The following is a 23322-nucleotide window of genomic DNA, read 5'->3' as shown; positions in this document are numbered from 1 at the left end:
TTCGTGACTGCCGACCCGTCAGCTAGCCCGGAGCGCCTGTATTCCGAGATCGGGCGGTTGAAGATGGAACTGGACTGGCTCAAAAAAAAGTCCGGGATCAGCCAGTAGAAAACCGCAAGCAATGGGTCAGCGCCATCGAACCACTGGCGCTGACTCGGCAATGCGAACTGGCGGGAGTTAACCGCTCCACGGTCTATGCGCCGCACATGGCCGCAAAACCGGACGAGCAGGAATTGGCACTGCTGGGACTGATTGACGCCGAATACACACGTCATCCGTTTTACGGCAGCCGCAAGATCAAGCATTATCTGCGTGGTTTAGGTTACAAGATCAACCGCAAGCGCGTACAGAGGTTGATGGGCATACTGGGCCTTGCCGGCATGGCGCCGGGGCCGAATACCAGCCGCCCGCACCCGCAGCACAAGGTTTATCCGTACCTGCTCAGAGGCGTGAATGTGATCCGCCCCAATCAGGTATGGAGTACGGACATCACATACATCCGCTTGGCACGCGGGTTCGTGTACTTGGTGGCCGTGATCGACTGGTACTCGCGTAAAGTGCTGTCGTGGCGGTTATCGAATACGCTGGATAGCGGATTCTGTGTGGACTGCCTGGAGCAGGCATTGCAGACATATGGAACGCCCGAGATATTCAACACCGATCAGGGCTGCCAGTTCACCAGCGAAGCTTTTACTGGCGTGCTGTTAAAAAAAGAAATCGCCATCAGCATGGACGGGCGTGGCCGGGCACTGGATAACATCTTTGTGGAACGGCTCTGGCGCAGCGTCAAACACGAGGACGTGTATCTGAAAGGTTACATCACGATGCCTGAATTGCTGATAGGTCTGACAGAATACTTTGTGCTTTACAACACAGAAAGACCGCACCAATCGCTGGGCTACGACACGCCAGATCAGGTATACCGTACAGCGAGTGGTGGCGGAGCAAGGATTGTGGACAAATATAGTGAGAAAGAAAAATCTCACACAGAAGTAGAAACAAAAAAAGAAACCGAAAACCGGGGCAGCGCCGTTCCGCTGCATGAAGAAGGTTACCCTCTTAAACTCGATATATTATTGTCTTGACGGAGGGGTCCACTATACACTCCATATCAAGAGTGGTTACTATGGACTTCTTTTTTTAGAAAAAAAATAGGCGAAATGCTTATTTTTCGTAAAATAAGTCTGAATTTACAATATCTAATGAGGGCCTGATGAGGTGTATCAATGAGTCCGAGGAATGCTGCGACGAGGGGTGTAAATAATTTTGTGTAAAATCCCTACCGACCGACTTAATTGATAGCCTGTTGGCCGATTACAAAAAGCCAGAAGATTTAATCAATGAGAATGGTCTTCTCAAGCAACTCACCAAAGCGCTGGTTGAACGTGCCCTACAAGCAGAGATAACCGAGCATCTTGGTCACGATAAGCACGAAACTGTAACCAACCCCACTGGCAATGCCAGAAATGGTAAAAGTCATAAGACCCTGAAAGGTGAATTCGGTGAATTGCCCATCGAGATCCCCCGTGACCGCGAAGGCAGTTTCGAGCCGCGAATGATTTCTAAGCATCAAACCCGCTGGGCGGGGTTTGATGACAAGATCCTCTCGCTGTATGCCCGTGGCATGACAGTGCGTGAAATCCAACAACACCTCACCGAAATGTATGGCGCGGAAGTGTCGCCTACGCTTATTTCTACGGTCACTGACGGCGTGATGGATGAAGTAAAGCCGTGGCGCGCATCCATGTTGGAGCAGCTGCGCGGAGACGCCGTCGAACAGCGCCTTGGCCCCTGCTTCACCGATCCGGTTCTCGAAGGTCCACACGGTGGTGCGGTCGGGGACGTTCGTCGCGTTCGCCAGTCCGCAGAACCGTTTGTAGCTCATGCGGTCGAGCAACTGGTACTCCGTCTGTTCATCCGAGAGGTTGTACAGACGCTTCAGAACAAGAATGCGAACCATCGTCTCCGTCGGGTACGGCGGGCGTCCGCCCTGCGGACTCATCGGACGGGGCGCCACCCGATCAACCTCCATCGCCAAGGCAGCAAAGTCAATGTGCGACTCGATCTCAACCAGTGGGTCACCCAGCGAGTCGATTTTCTTGCGGTGGTGTTCGTCGGCGAACAGGTCAAGCTTGATGGCGCTATGTGGTTTCATCGGCAGGAGAAGAATGGGCTTCAGAACAGCGTAATTTTACCAAGTCTATCAAGAGTGGGCGAGTCGAGGTTTTTCGAGGCGCCCTGACGGCATAGCAGGAATTGACAGCTAACAAGCTACTTAAAATGTCCCCCAGAATTCCGGAAACACTGCAAATCGCAAAAAAGAAGAAGTAAAGCGGAGTTACACGCGGATCAACCCGCAGTCAATCGCCAGTCGCACAAGCTGAACGGTATTCTGAAGTCCTAGTTTCCTCATGATGCTGGCATGATGAACGCCAACAGTCTTCGGACTGATGGAAATGATTTCTGCAATTTGCAGAACTGAACTCCCTTCTGCGAGTAGTGTAAATATCTGGAATTCTCGTTGTGAAAGAATATGTAAGGGATGTTTATCGCCACTACCCTGCACGCTATCGCTCAGCATGTTTGAAGCCAACTTGGCATCGATATACGGCTCTCCCTGGCTTATCCGGTGAACTGCTTCCAGCAACTGTTCCGGGCTGCACTGCTTGGTAAGGTACCCTGTTGCCCCCATATCAAGCACTCGCTTTACCATGATTTCACTGCTATGCATACTCAGCGCGAGTATGTTCGCTGTCGGGTTTTTTGACTTGATACGATAAATGGTTTCCAAGCCACCAATACCCGGCATATTGATATCGATGATCGCCATATCCGGTTGACATTCCTGATAAAGCACACAACCGGTTTCGCCATCGCCTGCTTCCGCCAACACCATAATCTTCTTGGTACTTTCCAGAAAATACCGGTATCCAGCCCGTACGACAGGATGATCGTCTATCAGAATGAGAGTAATCAGTTTGGTCTTCATGTCAGTTAACTTTACAACTTAAGCGGCAGCCTGGCAGTAATTTGAACGCCGGTGCCTGGTGAACTTTGTAATAAAAACTCCCCACCAGCGGCAATCGCTCTCTCACGCATCCCAAGCAACCCAAAACCCGCAGATTTTTGATCAACATCAAAACCGATTCCGTCATCCTCTACGCTCAACAACAAGGTGTCAGAGAGTAAAGATGAACTCTTTTCACGGCTCAATTGCACCACTACTTTGCCCGCCTGTGCATGCTTGCAAACATTATTGAGCGATTCCTGAACCATACGATAGATCGTAATGGAAATCGTTTTGTCTACTGCACCTGGATCACCAATATCGTCCGACACCATCAATTCAAAGTTGATATGCCGATGATGCTTACGCCAGTCACTTTGTAATTCACAAAGACTGTCAGCTAACCCAAGCTTCTCGAGCATGACGGGTCGCAATTCCTGCAGCATGTCATGAACAACCGTATGCATGTTGTTTGCAATTTCTTTGATCGATTGAACACGATCATAAACAGTAGAATCCTGCTCAACATGACCAATAACCACCTGTAATTCAGCACGCAGTGCCGTCAACCACTGGCCTAACTCATCGTGTAGCTCTCGCGCGATATGGCGACGCTCATTTTCCTGAGTTTCATAGAGCCGGTGCGTCAGCAATCTATTTTCAGTCAACAACTTATGGTTATCCATAGAAGTTTTCGCTATATCCAGATTGGCTTCTGTCAACTTGCTGATATCACTACTGACGCCAACCAAGCCAGAGATCCGGCCATTATTCCCATAAAACGGAGCGAGTGCGGTCGAAAAATAAATCTGCTGATCATTCTGATTGGTAACACTGAAGTTTAAATTGTCAATAGATTCACCAGTTTGAAGCACACAACGATATTTTTTTTGTAATTCTGCCGCTAAATTTTCTGGAAACAAATCAAAAGCTGTTTTACCTATCACATTGCTGATCGTTAATCCGACGCTGTTGGCAAACGCCTGGCTGACACTGGTATAGCGTAAATCCGTATCAAGATAAAAGATCGCAATTGGAATTTCTTTGAGCAACGCATCTCGCTCGGCACGCAACCGCTCAGCGTTTAAATCGGCACTACGCCGACCAGGATTCTCTCTTCGCCGAAAGGGATTCTTAAACAATTCAATCTTCATATTATTTTCGACAGTATCGATCTTGCCAGTATCGGGTATATAAATCATCTTACCTCCTCAATCAAAGTTTTTTGGAATCCGCAAATTTCATCTGAATAACCCCTTAAAGAAGCAATTTATGAAACGTTGACGTCAATCCATGAGCAAGCAATCAAGCAGATTTATACCTGGCTTCATAATTACTCTATATTTTATATCTAGCACAATACATGCCATTTTTTTTATTTGTTATTTATCATAAAGATAAAAATTTACGCTTAATAAGACAAATCAAAATGTAAAGATTTTCGACAAAATAGCCATATGTATTGCACCCCTAATTCTCAAACAGACGAAACCGGGAGCGCAAAAAGATATCCTGATTAGAAAGGTTGTTCAACCCAGCTCGATTTTTTCTATGACAAGGCGCATACTGGCCCAAACAAACCCATCAAAGAGACACCGTCATGACCGTGAACCGCATCCAATTCCAGACAGGCTTGTCCTTACTTGTATTTCTTACGAATTTTGGCACAGATGAGAATGTGCGAATGCATTGGGAACGTCCCGTTGACCATAAGGATTCAGCTGCCCGGGCTGCGGCAACGCGAATTACTATTTGCTTAAGACAGGAAGGGTTGCATTGCCTCTTTCACCCCACCAATCTGCTTGCCTTGGATAAGAGGTAGCATTTCTGCAGCACGTCTCCCAAAACACATTGAAGTTTTCCTGGATCATTGCCTGCCTGATATTGTGCGAAATTCGCATTGCAATAAGGCACCGGGATAGTATTTATCCGTTGCACCATCTGATTGAGATTGATGATGCTTGGGTGGGTAGCTGTCGCAGTGGACAGTGAAAAAACAGGTCACTACTGTTACTCATTAAGCAGTAACAAGGCTTATCAAACGTCATCTTCAGTTCGGCTAGTTAGTGCGTAGCAGTGCGCTGGCTTCTCTGGCGCACGCTCAAGTCAAACTGAAATCATTTAGAGGCATTTATTTCTATTACGGCTATCCCTCTATAAAACGATCCTATTCATCAAGATCTTTCATAACATCCCGATATTGTTGAAGATGGTGTGCGTTACAAAAATATTGATCTTGACTGGCGATACTCTCACTTTTCGGTAAATGAACCCCGCAATGGGCGCAGCAAACCATATCTTCAATTGCAGCGAGGTCATTATTATCTTTTTGCTGAATTTGTCGAGCCCGTTTCAGAAACCAGTAAATCAGCACTCCCAACGCAATCAAAGCTATCCATTTCAATATCATTGTCTACCTGCTATGTCGGTCCGAAATAACGACGCAATAATTGCCTTGCAGCTATACGCCCGCTATTTTGTCTCCTGCGTCATCACGCGGAAAAATAATTCACCTTGACGGATCATGCCCAATTCACTGCGGGCAAGTTCCTCGATAGCATCCAGCCCCACTTTTAGATTGTCGACTTCTGCTTCCAAAATGGTGTTTTCCTGCTGAGATGACTGATTGCTTTCCTGCAATGCAGCTACCTGCCGCTTCATCTGTGTTACTTCCAGCCAGCCGCCTTTACCATACCACAGAGGGTATTGGGCCAGTGCAATCAGAGTAACCAATACAGCAGCCAGAATTTTCATAACATTCTTATGTCTTTAACTGATAAAAAGCCGAGCGCCCAGCATAACGAGCCAACTCACCCAGATCTTCCTCTATACGAATCAGCTGGTTATATTTGGCCAGCCTATCCGAGCGTGACAAAGAGCCTGTTTTGATCTGCAAGGCATTAGTAGCGACAGCAATATCAGAAATAGTAGTGTCTTCGGTTTCTCCCGAGCGATGCGAAACTATTGCAGTATATCCCGCGCATTTTGCCGCTTCGATGGCATCCAGTGTTTCAGTCAACGTACCAATCTGGTTGACCTTGATCAAAATGGAGTTGGCAATACCCTGTCTGATCCCTTCTTTCAGAATTTTCGTATTGGTTACAAAGATATCGTCTCCTACCAGCTGGATATTTTTACCCAGCTTCTCGGTCAGCAATTTCCAGCCCTCCCAGTCCTGCTCACTCATGCCATCTTCGATACTGATGATCGGATACTTGTCTACCCAGCCCGCCAGATAATCGACAAACTGGGCAGAGGTTAGCTGCAGCCCTTCCGAGTCAAGATGATATCTTCCATCACGGTAAAACTCGGAGCTGGCGCAGTCTACTCCGATGGCCACATCAGAGCCGGGTAGATAGCCTGCTTCATCGATTGCCTGAACAATCAATGCCAGCGCCTCCTCATTAAGGGCAAAATTAGGCGCAAACCCTCCCTCATCTCCGACTGTAGTCGCCATATTTTTTTTATGAAGCAATAGTTTGATCTTATTGAAAATTTCCGCGCCACAGCGAACTGCTTCGCGAAAACTCTGCATCCCGAGCGGGATGACCATGAACTCCTGAATATCCAAGCTATTATTGGCGTGCGCGCCACCATTGATCAGGTTCATCATTGGCACTGGCAACCACTTGGCATTGACGCCACCCAGATACCGATAAAGCGGCAGGCCGGATTCTTCCGCCGAGGCCTTGGCCACCGCAAGTGATACGGCAAGAATGGCATTCGCACCAAGCCTGGATTTGTTATCGCTACCATCCAGGGAAATCAAAGTTTGGTCAATAAAACACTGTTCAGCAGCATCCAATCCCATAATCGTTTCAGCAATTTCGGTATTAACATTCTCTACCGCTTTCAACACACCCTTTCCGTTAAAGCGATCCGCATCTTCATCACGCAGTTCAACTGCTTCCCGCGTACCAACCGAAGCACCGGATGGCACCGATGCGCGACCTAAAACGCCCGACTCCAGCAACACATCGGCTTCTATGGTGGGGTTGCCGCGGGAATCCATAATTTCACGGGCGATGACATCTACGATTGCACTCATGCTATCTTCCTTGTGTTATTCATTTGAATTATTTGATTAAATAGTTTGTTATTTTTTAACAAAATCTGATAGACAGTCTGAATCAGCTCACCAGCACATCAGTATTTTGTGATTTCCTTGACTCGGATTTAGCGGAAAATTTAATTGCTGCCTTAATATAGTGATTAAACAATGGATGACCATTGCGAGGTGTTGAGGTGAATTCCGGGTGGAATTGACAAGCTACAAACCAAGGATGTACCGATTGCGGCAATTCAACCACCTCACATAAATTCCCTTCGCTGGATAAACCGCTGACTAACAGGCCTGCTTGTTCCAGTTTCGGAATATATTTGGCGTTTACTTCATAACGATGGCGATGCCGCTCAATAATTTTGTCTGTGCCGTAAATTTTACCAGCCAGCGAACCCGCTTTTAACAGGCATTCTTGGCCACCAAGACGCATGGTGCCCCCCAGTTCAGTTTTGGCAGAGCGTTTTTCAATATGCCCACGACGGTCACGCCATTCCGTAATGAGTCCCAATACCGGATAGGGGGTATCGGGATCAAACTCGGTACTATGCGCTCCTTTCAGCTGTAACTGGTTACGCGCAAACTCAATAACAGCGAGCTGCATTCCCAGACAAATTCCAAGATAAGGTACGCGATGCACGCGAGCATAGTTGATTGCCATAATTTTTCCTTCAACCCCGCGCTTGCCAAACCCACCCGGCACCAGAATGGCATCCTTACCCTTGAGACAATCTGTTCCCTGCTGTTCGATATCTTCTGAATCAACATAATGAATATCTATCTGGCAGCGAGTATGAATACCCGCATGAATCAACGCTTCCGTCAGCGACTTATAGGATTCGGTCAAATCAACATATTTGCCTACCAGAGCAACCGATACCCTATGTTCAGGATGTTCCAGCGCATCCACCAGTTTTTTCCAGGCTGATAATTTTGCGGCCTTCGCCAATATGTTGAGTTTGTGGCAGACAATCTCATCGAGCATCTGTTCGTGCAGCAATGCAGGAATCTTGTAGATGCTGTTTACATCGATTGCACTAATCACTGCTTCCTCACGCACATTGGTAAATAATGCGATTTTACGACGTTCTTCCAATGGCAATGCATGATCAGAGCGGCACAGCAGCACATCCGGCTGTATGCCTATTTCACGCAATTCCTTGACGGAGTGTTGTGTCGGCTTGGTCTTGAGTTCGCCCGCCGAAGCTATGTAAGGCAACAGCGTCAGGTGGATGAAGCAGGTGTCCTCACGTGGCAGCTGTACCGACATTTGTCGGATTGCTTCCAGAAAGGGCAAGGATTCAATATCACCGACCGTTCCGCCAATTTCCACGATTGCAACCTGCGCATCCCCCACACCATTACGAATAAACAACTTGATCTCGTCAGTAATATGCGGGATGACCTGAACCGTTCCACCGAGATATTCTCCCCGGCGTTCTTTTCGAATGACACTATCATAAATCTGCCCGGTTGTGAAATTATTGCGACGCGTCATCTTGGTACTGATAAACCGCTCGTAATGCCCCAGATCAAGATCCGTCTCCGCTCCATCCTCCGTAACAAAAACCTCCCCATGCTGGAATGGGTTCATGGTGCCCGGATCAACATTGATGTAGGGATCAAGCTTGAGCATGGTTACTTTAATCCCGCGGGTTTCAAGCAATGCCGCCAGCGAAGCCGCTGCAATACCTTTGCCTAGAGAGGAAACAACCCCACCCGTCACAAAAACGTATTTAGTCATACAAGAATAAGTTTTAACAAAATAAAATTACTGAGGTTGTTCCGCATAAAAAACTTATAAACTGAGCACTCTGGGCAAAGTTGATGAGCCGATGAGAGAGAATTGAACTAGAATACTACTCAAATATCAAAGTACCGGCGCAATCACCATTCTTAAACAACTTGGGATAACTTTTATGGAAGCGCATTTTCCAAAAAAAAGAGGTCCGAAATATCTTGATTTGCTGCGCATCAAGCAGCCGCTGCCCGCCATTGTCTCCATTTTGCACCGTATCAGTGGCGTATTGTTGTTCTTCCCTGGTATTCCACTCATGCTATATACGTTGCAGACGGCATTGCACTCCCCAGAAAGCCTCACCCATTTACAGTCCAATCTAGAGTATCCGTTTGCTAAATTATTACTGTTACTGGCAATCTGGTTCTATCTGCATCATCTATGCGCGGGAATTCGTCATCTGGCACTTGATCTACATTTGGGATTACCTCTGCCGCAAGCGCGCCTCAGCAGCAAGATAGTTCTATTCGCGGGCATCATTTTAACAGCATTGACCGGGGTATGGTTATGGTAAGGCGATCAAACCGGGTGGTAACTGGCGCGCATTATGGATTACGCGACTGGCTGGCACAACGCGTAACCGCAGTGCTAATGGCGCTTTATACCGTGTTTGTCATCACATTTACCATCTTGCGCCACCCTGTCGATTACGACGACATCAGGTTGCTGTTCGATAACCAATGGATGCAAATAGCATCCTTGCTATTTTTTTTCGCTTTATGCTGGCATGCGTGGGTGGGTGTACGCAATGTATTGATGGATTATGTCCATCCGATGGCGGCTCGCCTGACAATCCAAATTATGGTGATTACCGCACTCTTATTCTATTTTGCTTGGTTTGTATATATTCTGTGGGGCTAGCGTGGCAATAAACACAAGAAAATTTGATGTCGTGATTGTCGGCGCCGGAGGTGCTGGCATGCGCGCTGCCTTACAGCTATCCGAGGCAGGTCTTAAAGTGGCGGTTTTGTCCAAAGTATTTCCCACCCGCTCACATACCGTTGCCGCACAAGGAGGAATTGCCGCGGCGCTTGGTAATGTCAGCGAAGACAACTGGCACTGGCATATGTACGATACGGTCAAAGGTTCCGATTACCTTGGCGATCAGGATGCTATCGAATACATGTGTCGTAGGGCTTCAGAAATTGTTTATGAGCTCGAGCATTTCGGCATGCCGTTCGACCGGTTGGAGAATGGTAAAATCTATCAACGGCCGTTTGGCGGACAATCCCAACATTTTGGCGGCGCGCAGGCCACCCGCTCTTGCGCCGTCGCAGACCGAACCGGTCATGCCATGCTGCACACCCTTTATCAGCGGAATGTCAGCGCCAACACTCAGTTTTTTGTCGAGTGGCTGGGACTTGATTTGGTACGCAATCAGCAAGGGGATGTTCTAGGTGTTACTGCACTGGAGATGGAAACTGGTGAAGTGATGCTGCTACAGGCACGTGCAACTCTGCTAGCGACGGGTGGTGCGGGTCAGATTTTTGAAGCCAGCACCAACGCTTTCATCAATACGGGAGATGGGCTGGGCATGGTGGCTCGTGCCGGCATACCTCTAGAGGACATGGAGTTCTGGCAATTTCACCCAACCGGTGTTTATGGCGCAGGAGTGCTCATCAGCGAGGCAGTACGCGGCGAAGGCGGTTATCTGCTCAACAGTGAAGGGGAACGCTTCATGGAGCGGTATGCACCAAATGCAAAAGATCTCGCCAGCCGGGATGTAGTGTCACGTGCACTAACGACCGAAATTTTGCAAGGCCGTGGCTGTGGGCCGAATCATGACCATCTGTTACTGAAACTCGACCATCTTGGCGCGGAGACGATTAAATCCAAGCTGCCGGGTATCCGCGACATTGCCCTAAAGTTTGCGCACGTCGACCCGATCGAGCAGCCCATACCGGTAGTCCCGACCGCGCATTATATGATGGGCGGCATACCCACCAATTTCCATGGTCAGGTTGTCGCTCCCTACAAAACAGGGCCGGAGGAAGTCGTGACCGGTTTGTATGCGGTCGGTGAATGTGCTTGTGTATCTGTACACGGCGCCAACCGTCTGGGTACCAACTCGTTGCTGGATATTGTCGTATTCGGTCGTGCGGCAGGCGAACAGATCATTAATGATCTCAAGGGTAACCACCATCATCAACCGTTGCCCGACAATGCCGCCGAATTCACCCTGACACGCCTATCCCGCCTCGAAACACAGAAAGATGGTACTTCTGTTGCCGAAACTTCTGCGGCACTGCGTAAAACCATGCAACACTACTGTGGCGTATTCCGCTTTCCAGACATGCTGGCGCAGGGAATTAATAAAATTAACGAAATCGCACAGCAAGTAAGGCAGACCGAAATACGTGACAAAAGCCGCGTATTCAATACGGCTCGGATCGAAGCTCTGGAACTGGATAATCTGATCGAAGTAGCAATCGCCACCATGGTTTCGGCACATGCCCGTCTGGAAAGCCGCGGCGCGCACACACGTGACGACTATCCCGAACGGGACGATCGTAACTGGCTCAAGCACACACTATTTTTCAGCCAAGACCAGCGACTCGATTATAAACCGGTAAGACTAAAACCGCTCACGGTAGAATCCTTTCCACCCAAAGCAAGAACCTACTGATAGCCTGCCAGGCACTATTTTATATAGTAATTTAAAAAATTATCCCATATGAAACTTCTAAAAACACTATTGCTTACCCACTCCAATCGCTCACCAAAATATTACCTAACTGGACTGGCACTATTCCTTTCATTACAGATTCCACCTTTATACGCAAACAATGAGCAAGATTTTCTCAAAGCCGCGTTAACCGGTGATGCTGCCACAGCGGCGAAACTGATCAATGAAAATATCAAAATTGATCTACAAAATCCGGATGGATTTACTGCACTATCCGTTGCAGCCCAGAATGGTCATGCAGAAATCGTTACGTTATTACTGAAACACAAGGCATCCGTGGATCTTGCTAATATCCAGGGAGGCACCCCGCTGCTGCTGGCAGTTAAAAATACCCACTTACCCATCGTCGAAATATTATTGGCGAACAAGGCCAATCCGGATCTACAGGACAAGAATGGCTTGTCACCATTAATGTTGGCAGCCGCTAAAGGTAACGGCAAGATAACAGACTTATTACTCAAGCATAAAGCCAAGCCTGATTTAAAAAGCGAAAATCAAGTTACTGCTTTACACTTAGCTGCACAAAATGGCCATCTTGATGTCGTCAAAGCTTTATTGGCCAGTGGTGCAAAGCCCGATCTACAGGACGCCAATGGCGCTTCTGCGCTGTTCCTGGCATCGCTTTCCGGTCATACAGATATTGTAGAAATTCTGCTAGCTCATGGTGCGCTGCCCGATCTCAAGGCGACCAACGACTTCACCGCACTTATTCTGGCCGCACAGAATGGCCATAATCCAGTTATCGAACTGCTACTCGCTAAAGGCGCTAATATAAACCAGCAAAATCAAGACGGTGTTACTGCATTAATGTGGGCCGCCTTACATGAAAACGCAAAAACCGTTCAATTACTGCTTGAGCGAGGTGCCGACTCCACCATCACCACTATCAGTGGAAAAACCGCAATGGATATGGCCAAAGATCCTGCTATAGTCGAGATACTCAAGCACACTGCCCAATAAAATTCTTTCATAGAATTGCGGATAATCATTAACATAAGCACGCAACCTCATACAAACGCACAACAAACCTGCCTATGGAATGGTGTAGTTGAATAAATAGAACTGCCGGTAAAAAGATGGCATATCTGGCATAATTCTGCAGGATTTCATCTGCAGAGAAACGAATGACTTATAAACACAACGAAAGTCACCGTCATAAGACCGAAAAATCTCGTTATAAACTGACGAACTGGCATGAGTATAACAATGGACTATGGCGACGGGGTGATATCACGATTTGGTTTACGGAAGCAGCAATTGCTGAGTGGCGCCCCACCAGAAGGGAGCTCGCGGCAGGCCGCAGGAATATTCTAATCTCGCCATAGAAACACTCTATTTATCCGCCAAGTCTTTCATCTACCCTTACGTCAAACCGAAGGTTTCATGAACTCGCTTGCCGGTATCACGAAAATTGACATCACCATTCCTGATTTCAGTAGCCTGTCCAAGCGCAGCATTAAGTTAGTTACCTCAGCATACCCTAATAAAGCGATGAAACCGGGTAGACTTGTTATTGTTGATTCAACCGGTCTCAAGGTTTACGGCAAGGACGAATGACACCAGGAAAAGCACGGTGCTCCTGCTCGCCGCACATGGCGGAAGCTGTATTTTGCAACTGATGAAAATCATCAGCTGTTGGAGTGCGAACTCACCACGCCGGAAATTGGTGACCTCACTGCGGTTCCAGATTTACTGGTTCAGATTGACACGCCTTTTGATACCTTCATCGCCGATGGCTCCTATGATGACGAACCGGTTTCCCGAGCGGTTTTGAATCAGTAACCTGATGCACAAGTGATCATTTCACCACACAAGACTGCTGTCCGTTCGGCTGCAGGCGACACCCAGCGAGACGGTCGTATCAAGGTGATTGACCAGCATGGACGCATTGCCTGGCAAAAGAAGACAGGATATGGTTTGCGCAACTATGCCGACCTTGCCGCGCAACGCTACAAGCGTATTTTTGGCAACGCCAGGAAAACACGCGCACTCCCACAGCAAAAAATAGAAGCATGGATTAGTGCGTCTGCACTCAACAGAATGCCTAATTTAGGCATTCTGGCGCCTATAAAAATCTAAAAGTTAACGAAAGAATGAGGACTTTTGTTCAAATTTTGATATATTCAACAAGGCTATTTCAAATGCTTCGCACGTCTGACGAACCAACTCTCGAACGCGTTCTGTGAAATCTTAATAAAGCCGATGATTTTAACCTTGTGATGAACAATAAAAATCTTTCTCTGACGCAAGCAGAATTACAGAAGCGTAACGCCGCTTTGGCTTTAGAGATTCAGGAACTGAAACGTGACGCACTAAAATACCGGGGACTGATCGAAAGTGCCCACGCTATTGTCTGGAGCGCCGACCCAGAGACATTCCAACTGACCTATGTCAGCAAGGAAGCGGAAACTTTGCTGGGTTACCGTCTGGCCTCCTGGACCAGCGAAACCGATTTCTGGCTCCAGCACATCCACCCGGATGACAAGGAATGGGCAGTATCCTATTGCCTCGCCGAAACGAGAGCACATCGCGAACACAAATTTGAATACCGGATGATAGCCGCCGATGGCCGTACTGTCTGGTTGTATGACGTGGTGGAACCGATCATAGAAAACGGTGAGCTTAAAGAATTGGTGGGCGTGATGATGGATATTACTGAACGCAAAGAAGCAGAAGCCGCGCTGCAAAACCGCACCGGTGAATTGACCCTGCAAAACTCGATTTTACAGCTTATCAACCAGAAAATGGCGCTGAATCAGGTTCTCGATTCTCTGACACGCCAAATCGAGGCGCTGCATCCTGAAATGCTTTGCTCGATTTTGCTGCTGGATGCGCATAACAAATTGCGCCACGGCGCAGCACCCAGCCTGCCCAAAGCTTACAACCGTGCTATTGATGGCCTTGCCATCGGCATAGCTGCGGGTTCTTGCGGCACGGCGGCGTTTCTGGGCGAACGCGTCATCGTCGCCGACGTGAAAACGCATCCTTATTGGACGGCTTATCGGGAAATTGCGCGTAAGGCATGTGTGCAATCCTGCTGGTCGCAACCCATCAAAAACAGTACCGGACAAGTTTTAGGAAGCTTCGCCATTTACCACCGGCAGCCCACGTTACCCACCGATACCGAAATCTTCCTGATTGAGCGCTATGCCGATTTGGCATTACTGGCTATCGAGCATGACAGTGCTGAAGCGACCATTCGCAACCTGGCCTATTATGACCCTTTAACCCAGTTACCCAATCGGCGCTTACTGATAGAACAGCTCCAGCATGGTCTCAGCATAAGTCAGCGTGATGGCAAACCATTGGCTTTGCTCATGCTGGATCTGGATTATTTTAAAGCCGTCAACGATAGCTTGGGGCATTTAGCTGGTGATAACTTGTTGCAGCAAGTCGCCGCCCGCATTAAGGCACGGCTACGCACCGTCGATATGGTTGCGCGCCTGGGTGGCGATGAATTTATCGTCCTGCTGGAAAATCTGGCGCATGAAGAAGATGCGGCCCGAGTGGCGGAATCGCTCATTACCGATCTGGAAAAGCCTTTTAGCCTCGACCAACGTAACGATATACGCATCAGTGTCAGTATTGGCATCAGCTTGTACCCACAACACGCCAACACTTCCGAACAATTATTGGTTCAGGCCGATGCTGCGCTGTATCAAGCCAAAGACGCAGGCCGGGGCAACTTTGCTTATTATTCCGAAGCCATGACGCTGGCGGCACGTGAACGGATTGAATTAGAAGCGCGCTTGCGTAAAGTGATCGAGCAACAGGAACTAAGGGTTTTTTATCAAGCGCAAGTGGCTGCCGCCAGCGGTCGCATCGTCGGCGCCGAAGCTTTGGTGCGCTGGCAATACCCGGACGGCCAGTTGATTGCACCGGGGCATTTTATTCCCGCTGCCGAATCCAGCGGCCAGATTGTGGCGTTAGGCGAATGGGTACTTGCCGAAACTTGTCGGCAGGGCCGTGCATGGCAGGACGCAGGACTGCCGCCGCTGACCTTGGCAGTTAATGTTTCGCCGCACCAGTTCCGCAGTAGCGACATGAACGCCCTGGTGGCCAGGATACTGAAAAAAACCGGTTTTCCCGCTAAATACCTGGAATTGGAACTCACTGAAAGCGGACTGATGGACAACCAGACCAAAGTGATGGGAATCCTGAATGACTTGCGCGCCCAAGGAGTGCGTCTTGCCATCGATGATTTTGGTACCGGCTATTCTTCACTGGCCTACCTTAAACGCTTCCCGCTGGATGTGTTAAAAATCGATAAAAGTTTTATCGACGATATTCCCCACTCACAATACGACATGGAAATTACCGCAACAATTATAGCTATGGGACGGACGTTGGGTTTTAAAGTTCTAGCCGAAGGCGTGGAAACAACAGCGCAATTAACTTTCTTAAAAACCAAGGGATGCGATTATTATCAAGGTTATTTAAAATATAAGCCGATGCCGAGTGATATTTTTGCCGAATTATTACGCCAAACCGCCCGACCGCCTCGTTAGCCAGATAAACTGAGCGTCTATTTCTACTTTGTCAGATTACTCCAAAGCCACTTACCATCAGGCGGAAGACTATTAGGCGCTGAGTCTCCTCTGATGCTGCTATTCATATGTTCAGGTGATAGCCAGCACCAACCCGGCTCAACCTTTTCTGGTAAGAACGTCTGGCCAGCCGTCACACTTGATGACCATCTGCACCCTGCTCTACAGGCCTTGTGCGGCGGCGAATCGCCTCGGAATTACTGGAGACTCTATTTCTTGAGAGGATAGAGTAATGAAAAACATGACTATTTAGCATAGGCTTGCAGAACTATCGGTTATTTATCGCACTACGAGTCATGCGCGAACTCGAACTTCTTGACCTCACGACACTGGCCTCAGATCAAGAGAATGATTTGATCCGCCCGTTATTCGAACAGGTTCGGATTTTGACTGCGCGGGTGTCTGAATTGGATGTCAGCGGCAATGTAATTTTGACTCCTTTTACTGCTTCATCGACAACCTGAAACACCCTTCAAATACAGCCAGGGTAACACCGCCTCCAGCGAAGCTGTCTTCCGTACATACGGCGCGGCACCAGAGCAGAGCTGACCGAAATGTCACAGGGTCTCCATCTTTGGCGCGTACCTTCGGTATCTTAACCGTGACAGGCCCTATACTTGTCTGTATATTCCTCTCAGGGCGATAGCCATTACGCACCACAGCAGCTCTCCCATCATTCAGCTTCCTGCCGGAAAATTGCTCCATAAATCCTGTCAATTCAGCTTCAACAGCTTGTTCCAGCAGTTGTTTGGCTCCCCTCCTTAACAACTCTGTCAACGAATCACTGAACTGATTTGTTAATAGCGTAACAACGTTGCAGCGTATGATCAAGGTGGACGGCGTATATCCAAAGTTGGGTTATTCTGCATAAAGGTACGTAACGCACCGTGGCCGAGCTATGGGGTCTTTTAGGCAAACAACCCATTGTTAATTCTAAATTTCATTAAACCAACAAAACCAAGCAGGCTCAAATTGGCGCAATATGCAGGCGTAATCCGCCAAAAAAATTCATTGGCGCACCCGGTTCAAAGTAGCGATCAAAGGCGGCATTGATACGGGTATTTGAATTATATTTGGCATCAAATAAATTGTTAATGCCAAGGAATAGTAAGCCTTCAATCCATTGATGCTTTTTTTGCCAGCCGACGAGTAGTTGCCCCAGGTTGTAGGCATTATTGGACGCGGTGTTGGTATTGTTGACATAAAAAGTGCCGACACGTTGCACATGCATTTGCCCAAATACACCAGATGAGTGGGCATAGCGTAGCAGTCCTTCCCAACGATGTGTGGGAACGCCGGGGAAAGTGTTGCCTTGCAAGTCATTATTGTCGACGATGAATTTTTGAAACTCAAAGTCGGAATAGGTGTAACTCACTTCGCCGCGTAAGCCTTTCCACTCCGGCGAGGCTAGGCGTGTTTCAACACCAATGCGGCGTGATTTCCCGGTATTGCGGAAGAACGCACGTCCTGGTGAGGTTGATAGCTCAAATGGCGTAATTTCATTGCGAGAGCTGATATGAAACACGGTGGTTTCATATTGAAATCCGGCAGAGTCACCACGAAAGCCGAGTTCTTTACTCAACGAAGTCTGTGCATTTAGGTTGGGATTAAAACCACCAATACCGGCTGGATTATTCAATAGCTCGGTAGTGGTCGGCGTTTCAAACACTGTCGCGACATTAGTGTAAATTTGTTGGTGGTTGTTTAAGTGGTACACCAAACCCACCGTGCCGCTGCCTTGAGACAGTGTTCGGGAGCCGGATTGATTGCCGTCAATTTTAAATGCATCACTGACTTGGTAGTGCAGCCAATCCCAGCGGCCACCCACAACGACATCAACATCTTCAATGACGCGCCATTCATTGCGAAAAAATGGCCCGACACTTTGTACGCGTTCCAATTGGTTGAGCGTCAGCGCACCTCGGTTGCCTTCATTGTTGTCAAAACGGCGCCGATCGTCGTTTTGTATGCCATAATCCACGCCGACCAACAGACGATTGGGTCGTTTAAATAGCATGTGGTTATTTTCAAACTGAACCGCGAATCCGCCGACCCAACGATCAAACTGTACCTGGCCACCATCCTTAAATGGTAAACGATTCTGAAAATCACGATGTAATATATGTGCGGTGACCGTGAGTTGTTGCGTGGCGGATGGTCTCTTGCGATAGCGCAGGCCAAGCTGCTCTTGGCTGACTTCCTCGCCGGCATTAAACAACACATTGCGCGGCGCGGCTTGGCGACGGTTTGAACGCACCTGGGTGCTTGTCAGACCGCCAGGGTCTCTTGATTCGGGCGAGTAAAATTTACGGAACAGCACCATCAAATCCGAATTAGTACTGGTTTGAAAATTAAACTTACCTTGCGAAAAGATATTCTGCATTTGGCTGTGATCACGCCAACCCCTTTGCTGCAAATGGGAACCGAATAGACCGTAGTCAAAATTTTTCTCACTTCCACCGGCAAGAATTTCTGATTTGAAATAACCGTATTGCCCAAATACTTGTCGTGGTGTAATGGCAAATTTTTCTCGTGGTGAACTGCGTGTCGTCATGTTGATCATGCCCCCCGACGCATTACCAAACAGTGACGCCGAAGGCCCGCGTATGATTTCCATGCGTTCGATCAGCGATGGATCTATGGTGTCTAGTTGCGTTTGACCGTCGGGCAGCGTTTGCGGGATACCATCGACACGCACCTGAATGCCACGCACACCAAACGGCGAACGTGCGCCAAATCCACGGATAGAAATACGTAAATCTTGTGCAAAATTAGACGGGTTCTGGAAAAATACACCGGGTGTGCCGCGAGCAAATTCGTCGATTGTCGCGCCGGGTTGAGAGTCTTGTTGCTGATCTCGCTCGATGAAAGTGGCAGCATTAGGAATCTCGCTGAGTTGCTTCTCACTGCGTGTGGCAGTGACGTTAATAGCGTCCAAAACAACGGGGGCTGTTTTTTCTGATTCTTGCGCCCAGGCAGTAGAGGAAGTGGCCAAGGAGGCCAAAATCAGAATAAGAAAATATTTCACTTAAAATTAAATGGTGATACGGATGTGATGATTAGTGAGCTGTAAAAATATTTAAAACAGTGCTTCTGGAAAGTAGCTTAGCTCAGAACGAACACTTTTGGGGTTCTTCCACAGGACCCCTAATGGTCAACACACTACACGAATGTATCAATGATCTCGCTTAATGCGACAGAGCAGAATATTTTAAATGAATATACGTGGAATGATATTCTTGTCTGGTGCTCACTTTTTTCTTCTATCGCTTATGGCAGTCTTCTCCCGACGCGGCGTTGTTGAATAAATCAAAATTTGACCAAAAATCCTCATTTTCTCGTTAAATTTTAGATTTTTATAGACTCTGGCATGCCTAAATTGGTCATTCTGGGGTCGTCTCAGAAAACGGAAATCGTACGCTAGTGCTTTATTTCCGTTTTCTGAGACGACTCCCACATGCAACATGGAACACGATAAAAAGAATTGAATGCCTTGCGGGATGAGATGGAGTAATGATGCAGGAAGAACAGCTACATAAGAATATTTGGACCATCGGGCATTCCATTCGTAGCCTGGAAGAATTTATTGAGATGCTCAAATCCTTTCAGATTGGAGTGGTGGCGGATGTGAGGAGCTTCCCGGGCTCACGTAGAGTTCCACATTTTAATAAAGAAGTACTTGAAATTTCTTTGCCACAAGCCGGCTTTCGGTACATCCACATAAAAAATCTTGGTGGCAGAAGAAAAGTTCGTCTTGACTCTAAAAATACTTCCTGGCGACATATGGCCTTTCGCGGCTATGCTGATTATATGGAAACGGACACTTTCCGGAAAGGAATAGATGAACTGAAGCAAATAGCCCTTACACAGCCCACCGCCTATATGTGTTCCGAGGCAGTTTGGTGGCGCTGCCACCGCTCTATGATTTCCGATTTTCTGAAAGCTGAGGGCTGGAACGTAATTCACATTATGGGAGCGGGCAAAGCCGAAGAACACCCCTACACCCAGCCGGCAAGAATAGTCGGCGGTAAATTGAGTTACCACCCTGATGGAGTAAACGAAAATACTTAACCTCCGCCAATATTAAAAATAACAAACCATGGGGTATAGGAAAAATAAACGCCGCTTTTTCATAAATAGGCGTCTCGAAAAACCTCGACTCTCCCACTCTTGGTAGACTTGGTAAAATTACGTTGTCCTGAAATCCATTCTTCTCCTGCCGATGAAACCACATAGCGCCATCAAGCTCGACCTGTTCGCCGACGAACACCGCCGCAAGAAAATCGATTCGTTGGGTGATCCACTGGTTGAGATCGAGTCGCACATTGACTTTGGCTATTTATGCCCATCCCCTCGAAAAGGTATGCTCGTTTCTGATCGGAAGCTTGATCTTAAACCCCCCAGCGCGATAGCCAGAAAAGCGACCGCCGCAATAACAATCAAAACAGCGATAAACATGTTAATTTCCAGAATAGTGTTACGAGTACAAATCGAGGCGTGCGATAGTGCACGCTAATGCCGTCCCGACATAAGTGGATTCAAGCCAAAATCAAGTGCTGCTGTATTTCTTGAGCAAGGTCTGCTGTGTGACATAAGAAGATAAATACCTGGAAGTCTAAGCACCAATCCCGTTGTCGTTAGGTATTAAATTCACGGCACCAGCACAAGTACTTTGTCTCAACGCCTGTTGCGCCCAGGTTCACGCCAGCCCCGATACAGCTCTGCCGTGAACAGTAAAGCCAGGGTACCAAAACACAGTGTCCATGCCAGTGCCGCCAGCCACAGGAACAGTATTGGATTGCCCCAGTGGGGAATATTGGCCGCCACTCTCGCCAGCACAGCAATGGTAAGGGTGGCGAGCATCCATATGACCAGAGCAGCGGGCGGTGGTGTGCGGCGCAGGCGCTGGTAGTGTGTGAGACTCATAACACCGCTGGTTAAGGTGCCCAGGGCGCCGATGGTAATGACGTGCAAGGTACTGGTAACGTGCCCGCCGCTGGCAATGGAGAAACCGAACAGGCCGAGGCCGATGCTTAACCAGGTGTAACCAGCGCACAATCCAATTAAGTCCGGTCGTGTGCGACAGCGCCATGGCTGCCAGCGCAGCAGACGAAACAGGATGAGTACACCGGCCAATATTGCCATTGTGCCAGCGACTGCGGCGCCGCCGGGAATGACTAATGCGGGGGCGGCTACTATCAACAGCACAATCAAAGCCACTTCTACACGTGGTTGTACGCGGGCATCCAGCTCGCGTCCTTGCTTGCCAAATTCATCGGCGATTGCCGGGGCAATTATCCGACCGCCCATAAAGGCCATCAGCAGCGATAAAAATAAAACGGCCTCATGCAGAACCAATCGTGTTTGTGCGAAAGCCCCCAGTTGCTGGGCTACCAAATAGCTTGCGGGCAACACACATAAGCCACCCAACAAGGGCATCATGACCCGGTTGCGCCACTTTTTTGCGACCACAAAACGTGGTACGATGCGCCAGCCCAGCGCCAGCCCAAAGTTTGCCGACAGCAGCAATGCAGGCACACTGAAAGGCGCAACATACTGGGCAATACGCGCAATTAACCACAGCGAAAACAGTGCTGCCAGCAAGCGCGGCTCCGTGGGCCCTAGGGTGTATCCGGCGACGACCGCCAGGGCATAGCCGAATAGCATTTCAAAGCCGTGGCCTTGACCGACCAGTGCTAGCGGCCAGGCATTACCGCTGGTCATGGCGTATACCGACAGCGGTATGACAATAGTGGCATACAGACAGGCTGCCGGGAAAAATATCCGGTGCGCCCATACGGTCTTATTTTTCTGTGGGCGGGTCATCGCCTGTAACTTAAGTCTACTGGGGTATAGGGAAAATAAACCACCTTTTCCATAAGTTTTGAATGTACTGAAAGCTGGCTTAATTGTCAAACACGGCGGTAATCGATCGAAAAATGACTATATTCAGGTTTAGCTAACACGAAACGTCAAAGATATTGCAGTGTTTTGGCGCTTCCGGCGCAAGGCACCCAAGGGTAAAGGTTCTGTCGCATTAAACGAGATCATCGATACATTCGATGTAGCGTGTTGACCATTAAAGAGATGGTGCTGCTACATGCCTATTGTAAAAAGATGCGGTTTCCGATTGATGTAATTCTGATTTGTATCCGCTGGTATGCAGCGTATCCGTTAAGTTGCCGGCACCTGGAAGAAATGATGGAGGAGCGCGGTGTTACAGTTGACCATTCTACAGTGAGCCGTTGGGCAATCCGGTTTCTACCATTACTGGAAAAGATTTTCATAAAATATAAGCGCCCGGTTGGTGGAAGTTGGCGGATGGACGGGATTTACATTAAAGTGAAAGGCGTTTGGAAATACTTCCATCGCGCTGTTGACAAAGAAGGAAACACCATTGATTTCCTATTGAAAGTCAAGCGTGATATAGCAGCAACCATGCGTTTTTTCAAAAAGGCCATTAACAGCAATGATATGCCGGAAAAAGTAGCGATGGACAAGCGTGGTGCCAATCAAGCAGATATTGATCAGATCATCAAGAATAATGGCGCTTCTATTGTCGTCAGGCGGGTCAAATATCTCAACAATATCGTGGAATGAGTGAAGCGCATAATAAAACTAATGCTCGGATTCAAATCTTTTCAATCAGCTAAAAACATCTTGGCTGGTATCGAACTAATGCACATGATTCGCAAAGGTCAGATGATGATGGAAGGGGCTGACAAGGTATCTTTTGCTGAGCAATTTTATGCGCTGGCAGAATAAATTCGCCTAGTTTAAAGGAATCGCATGCCAGCTCTTCCGAAATATGCTTTTTTGCAGTTAATGCGACAGAACTTCCAAATCATCGGTCGGTCACGCTTGAGTGCCAAAATTTGAAGTGCGGTGGGTATATAACTCGATGTTCGTCCTTTTATCCGCCTCATGATCTCGCTCGGCGCCATCTTCAGAGGACAACTCCCCGGTATATGCACATGATCCTTACTCACATACACCCTGTACAATTCTGACTTCAAATGCTTCGCACGTCTGGAGAACCATCTCTCGAACGCGTTCTGCCGCCTCTTCTTTCAATATCTTATATCGATACTTCGTTACCCACACAAAGTGGTATTCAATCTGATAAACCGTATGACTTCCATATCTATAATTCATGCCATGCCATGCCTCCTGTGTGGCATATTCTCGCAGCTAAACGGTGGTTTTAACCTTGTGGAGACAATA

21 protein-coding genes and 7 pseudogenes are annotated in these 23322 nt (G+C 48.1%); 16 read left to right on the top strand and 12 right to left on the bottom strand.

The features are described from left to right. Positions 1-1085 (top strand): IS3 family transposase gene (locus tag NSMM_RS09030; protein WP_425412365.1). Its coding sequence is split into 2 segments (ribosomal slippage), with 1086 coding nucleotides annotated over them: positions 1-97 and positions 97-1085; the frame shifts between segments, so codons are not numbered across the junction. This gene is flagged as partial in the annotation. Positions 1086-1294: 209 nt separating this feature from the next. Further along, positions 1295-1753 (top strand): annotated as a pseudogene (locus NSMM_RS09025) (transposase); the annotation flags it as partial. On the opposite strand, the pseudogene NSMM_RS09020 reads toward NSMM_RS09025, so the two are convergent. The 3 genes and pseudogenes from NSMM_RS09020 to NSMM_RS09010 all read right to left on the bottom strand — a co-directional run. Next, a pseudogene (locus NSMM_RS09020) lies at positions 1730-2155 on the bottom strand (transposase); the annotation flags it as partial. The pseudogenes NSMM_RS09025 and NSMM_RS09020 sit on opposite strands and share 24 nt — an antisense overlap. A gap of 183 nt (positions 2156-2338) precedes the next feature. Beyond that, positions 2339-2989 (bottom strand): response regulator, encoded by a 651-nt coding sequence (locus NSMM_RS09015; RefSeq protein ID WP_090286729.1) that lies wholly within the window; start codon positions 2987-2989, stop codon positions 2339-2341. 11 nt (positions 2990-3000) lie between these two features. Continuing rightward, the gene (locus NSMM_RS09010) at positions 3001-4209 is read right to left on the bottom strand and encodes a PAS domain-containing protein (RefSeq protein ID WP_090286727.1); all 1209 of its coding nucleotides are present in this window, start codon (positions 4207-4209) and stop codon (positions 3001-3003) included. Between the two features lie 511 nt (positions 4210-4720). Here NSMM_RS09010 and NSMM_RS17085 point away from each other — a divergent pair. Next, positions 4721-4996, top strand: a pseudogene (locus NSMM_RS17085) (IS1595 family transposase); the annotation flags it as partial. Between the two features lie 178 nt (positions 4997-5174). Here NSMM_RS17085 and NSMM_RS09005 read toward each other — a convergent pair. From NSMM_RS09005 to NSMM_RS08990, 4 genes are all read right to left on the bottom strand, one after another. Then, a complete protein-coding gene (locus NSMM_RS09005) occupies positions 5175-5417 on the bottom strand; it encodes a PP0621 family protein (protein WP_090286725.1) in 243 nt (80 codons plus the stop codon). A 62-nt stretch (positions 5418-5479) separates the two neighbouring features. Further along, complete coding sequence (gene ftsB, locus NSMM_RS09000; RefSeq protein WP_090286724.1) at positions 5480-5761, bottom strand: cell division protein FtsB; 282 nt, start codon at positions 5759-5761, stop codon at positions 5480-5482. A gap of 7 nt (positions 5762-5768) precedes the next feature. Next, a complete protein-coding gene (gene eno / locus NSMM_RS08995; protein ID WP_090286722.1) occupies positions 5769-7055 on the bottom strand; it encodes a phosphopyruvate hydratase in 1287 nt (428 codons plus the stop codon). An 82-nt stretch (positions 7056-7137) separates the two neighbouring features. Then, positions 7138-8811: a CTP synthase gene (locus NSMM_RS08990; RefSeq protein WP_090286720.1), complete on the bottom strand. Its 1674-nt coding sequence runs from the start codon at positions 8809-8811 to the stop codon at positions 7138-7140. A gap of 175 nt (positions 8812-8986) precedes the next feature. Between NSMM_RS08990 and sdhC the strand changes: the two genes are divergently transcribed. The 10 genes and pseudogenes from sdhC (at position 8987) to NSMM_RS15635 (ending at position 16562) form a co-directional block, all read left to right on the top strand. Further along, complete coding sequence (gene sdhC, locus NSMM_RS08985) at positions 8987-9379, top strand: succinate dehydrogenase, cytochrome b556 subunit (RefSeq protein WP_090286718.1); 393 nt, start codon at positions 8987-8989, stop codon at positions 9377-9379. Continuing rightward, positions 9373-9726 (top strand): succinate dehydrogenase, hydrophobic membrane anchor protein, encoded by a 354-nt coding sequence (gene sdhD, locus NSMM_RS08980; RefSeq protein ID WP_090286748.1) that lies wholly within the window; start codon positions 9373-9375, stop codon positions 9724-9726. Before sdhC ends, sdhD begins: the two co-directional genes overlap by 7 nt. Before the next feature lies 1 nt (position 9727). Then, positions 9728-11491 carry a succinate dehydrogenase flavoprotein subunit gene (gene sdhA, locus NSMM_RS08975; protein ID WP_090286716.1) on the top strand — a complete coding sequence of 588 codons (1764 nt, stop codon included), beginning with the start codon at positions 9728-9730 and terminating at the stop codon, positions 11489-11491. A 48-nt stretch (positions 11492-11539) separates the two neighbouring features. Beyond that, positions 11540-12511 (top strand): ankyrin repeat domain-containing protein, encoded by a 972-nt coding sequence (locus tag NSMM_RS08970; protein ID WP_090286713.1) that lies wholly within the window; start codon positions 11540-11542, stop codon positions 12509-12511. Positions 12512-12675: 164 nt separating this feature from the next. After that, entirely contained in the window at positions 12676-12876 is a 201-nt protein-coding gene (locus tag NSMM_RS16075; RefSeq protein ID WP_218121058.1) for a hypothetical protein, read from the top strand. 13 nt (positions 12877-12889) lie between these two features. Beyond that, positions 12890-13108: a transposase gene (locus NSMM_RS08965; RefSeq protein WP_090286710.1), complete on the top strand. Its 219-nt coding sequence runs from the start codon at positions 12890-12892 to the stop codon at positions 13106-13108. Between the two features lie 18 nt (positions 13109-13126). Further along, positions 13127-13333 (top strand): annotated as a pseudogene (locus NSMM_RS15645) (IS5/IS1182 family transposase); the annotation flags it as partial. A 12-nt stretch (positions 13334-13345) separates the two neighbouring features. Further along, positions 13346-13630, top strand: coding sequence for a hypothetical protein (locus tag NSMM_RS08960; protein WP_090286708.1), 285 nt, complete (start codon positions 13346-13348; stop codon positions 13628-13630). 140 nt (positions 13631-13770) lie between these two features. Then, positions 13771-16059, top strand: a complete 2289-nt coding sequence (locus tag NSMM_RS08955) for a sensor domain-containing protein (protein ID WP_090286706.1) — start codon at positions 13771-13773, stop codon at positions 16057-16059. A gap of 335 nt (positions 16060-16394) precedes the next feature. Continuing rightward, the gene (locus tag NSMM_RS15635; RefSeq protein WP_176753910.1) at positions 16395-16562 is read left to right on the top strand and encodes a hypothetical protein; all 168 of its coding nucleotides are present in this window, start codon (positions 16395-16397) and stop codon (positions 16560-16562) included. On the opposite strand, the pseudogene NSMM_RS08950 reads toward NSMM_RS15635, so the two are convergent. After that, positions 16560-16929: pseudogene (locus NSMM_RS08950) on the bottom strand (transposase); the annotation flags it as partial. The gene NSMM_RS15635 and the pseudogene NSMM_RS08950 sit on opposite strands and share 3 nt — an antisense overlap. A gap of 136 nt (positions 16930-17065) precedes the next feature. Beyond that, positions 17066-19126 (bottom strand): TonB-dependent receptor family protein, encoded by a 2061-nt coding sequence (locus NSMM_RS08945; RefSeq protein WP_090286704.1) that lies wholly within the window; start codon positions 19124-19126, stop codon positions 17066-17068. Positions 19127-19611: 485 nt separating this feature from the next. Between NSMM_RS08945 and NSMM_RS08935 the strand changes: the two genes are divergently transcribed. Continuing rightward, the gene (locus NSMM_RS08935) at positions 19612-20169 is read left to right on the top strand and encodes a DUF488 domain-containing protein (protein WP_245654754.1); all 558 of its coding nucleotides are present in this window, start codon (positions 19612-19614) and stop codon (positions 20167-20169) included. A gap of 151 nt (positions 20170-20320) precedes the next feature. Then, positions 20321-20440 (top strand): annotated as a pseudogene (locus NSMM_RS15180) (IS5/IS1182 family transposase); the annotation flags it as partial. A gap of 335 nt (positions 20441-20775) precedes the next feature. Here the strand turns inward: NSMM_RS15180 and NSMM_RS08925 are convergent. Further along, complete coding sequence (locus NSMM_RS08925) at positions 20776-21924, bottom strand: NnrS family protein (protein WP_090286695.1); 1149 nt, start codon at positions 21922-21924, stop codon at positions 20776-20778. Between the two features lie 261 nt (positions 21925-22185). Here NSMM_RS08925 and NSMM_RS08920 point away from each other — a divergent pair. Next, positions 22186-22863, top strand: a pseudogene (locus NSMM_RS08920) (IS6 family transposase). Positions 22864-22874: 11 nt separating this feature from the next. Here the strand turns inward: NSMM_RS08920 and NSMM_RS17080 are convergent. Together NSMM_RS17080 and tnpA are read right to left on the bottom strand one after the other, a co-directional pair. Continuing rightward, positions 22875-23102, bottom strand: coding sequence for a transposase (locus tag NSMM_RS17080; protein WP_425412366.1), 228 nt, complete (start codon positions 23100-23102; stop codon positions 22875-22877). Then, complete coding sequence (tnpA, locus tag NSMM_RS17075; RefSeq protein ID WP_425412364.1) at positions 23080-23253, bottom strand: IS200/IS605 family transposase; 174 nt, start codon at positions 23251-23253, stop codon at positions 23080-23082. Before tnpA ends, NSMM_RS17080 begins: the two co-directional genes overlap by 23 nt. Between the last annotated feature and the right edge of the window lie 69 nt (positions 23254-23322).

This window comes from Nitrosomonas mobilis, assembly GCF_900103035.1.
GTDB classification, from domain to species: Bacteria; Pseudomonadota; Gammaproteobacteria; order Burkholderiales; family Nitrosomonadaceae; genus Nitrosomonas; species Nitrosomonas mobilis.
The sequence above is the reverse complement of the archived record's forward strand: the minus strand, read 5'-3'. Positions and strand labels throughout refer to the sequence as shown.

Excerpts from the sequence above, each read along its gene's own strand:
- ftsB (WP_090286724.1), bottom strand. The coding sequence starts at position 5,761 with ATGAAAATTCTGGCTGCTGTATTGGTTACTCTGATTGCACTGGCCCAA.
- NSMM_RS09005 (WP_090286725.1), bottom strand. The coding sequence starts at position 5,417 with ATGATATTGAAATGGATAGCTTTGATTGCGTTGGGAGTGCTGATTTAC.
- NSMM_RS08925 (WP_090286695.1), bottom strand. The coding sequence starts at position 21,924 with ATGACCCGCCCACAGAAAAATAAGACCGTATGGGCGCACCGGATATTT.
- eno (WP_090286722.1), bottom strand. The coding sequence starts at position 7,055 with ATGAGTGCAATCGTAGATGTCATCGCCCGTGAAATTATGGATTCCCGC.
- NSMM_RS09015 (WP_090286729.1), bottom strand. The coding sequence starts at position 2,989 with ATGAAGACCAAACTGATTACTCTCATTCTGATAGACGATCATCCTGTC.
- NSMM_RS08955 (WP_090286706.1), top strand. The coding sequence starts at position 13,771 with ATGAACAATAAAAATCTTTCTCTGACGCAAGCAGAATTACAGAAGCGT.
- NSMM_RS16075 (WP_218121058.1), top strand. The coding sequence starts at position 12,676 with ATGACTTATAAACACAACGAAAGTCACCGTCATAAGACCGAAAAATCT.
- NSMM_RS08970 (WP_090286713.1), top strand. The coding sequence starts at position 11,540 with ATGAAACTTCTAAAAACACTATTGCTTACCCACTCCAATCGCTCACCA.
- NSMM_RS09010 (WP_090286727.1), bottom strand. The coding sequence starts at position 4,209 with ATGATTTATATACCCGATACTGGCAAGATCGATACTGTCGAAAATAAT.
- sdhD (WP_090286748.1), top strand. The coding sequence starts at position 9,373 with ATGGTAAGGCGATCAAACCGGGTGGTAACTGGCGCGCATTATGGATTA.
- sdhC (WP_090286718.1), top strand. The coding sequence starts at position 8,987 with ATGGAAGCGCATTTTCCAAAAAAAAGAGGTCCGAAATATCTTGATTTG.
- NSMM_RS08935 (WP_245654754.1), top strand. The coding sequence starts at position 19,612 with ATGATGCAGGAAGAACAGCTACATAAGAATATTTGGACCATCGGGCAT.
- NSMM_RS15635 (WP_176753910.1), top strand. The coding sequence starts at position 16,395 with ATGCGCGAACTCGAACTTCTTGACCTCACGACACTGGCCTCAGATCAA.
- NSMM_RS08990 (WP_090286720.1), bottom strand. The coding sequence starts at position 8,811 with ATGACTAAATACGTTTTTGTGACGGGTGGGGTTGTTTCCTCTCTAGGC.
- tnpA (WP_425412364.1), bottom strand. The coding sequence starts at position 23,253 with ATGAATTATAGATATGGAAGTCATACGGTTTATCAGATTGAATACCAC.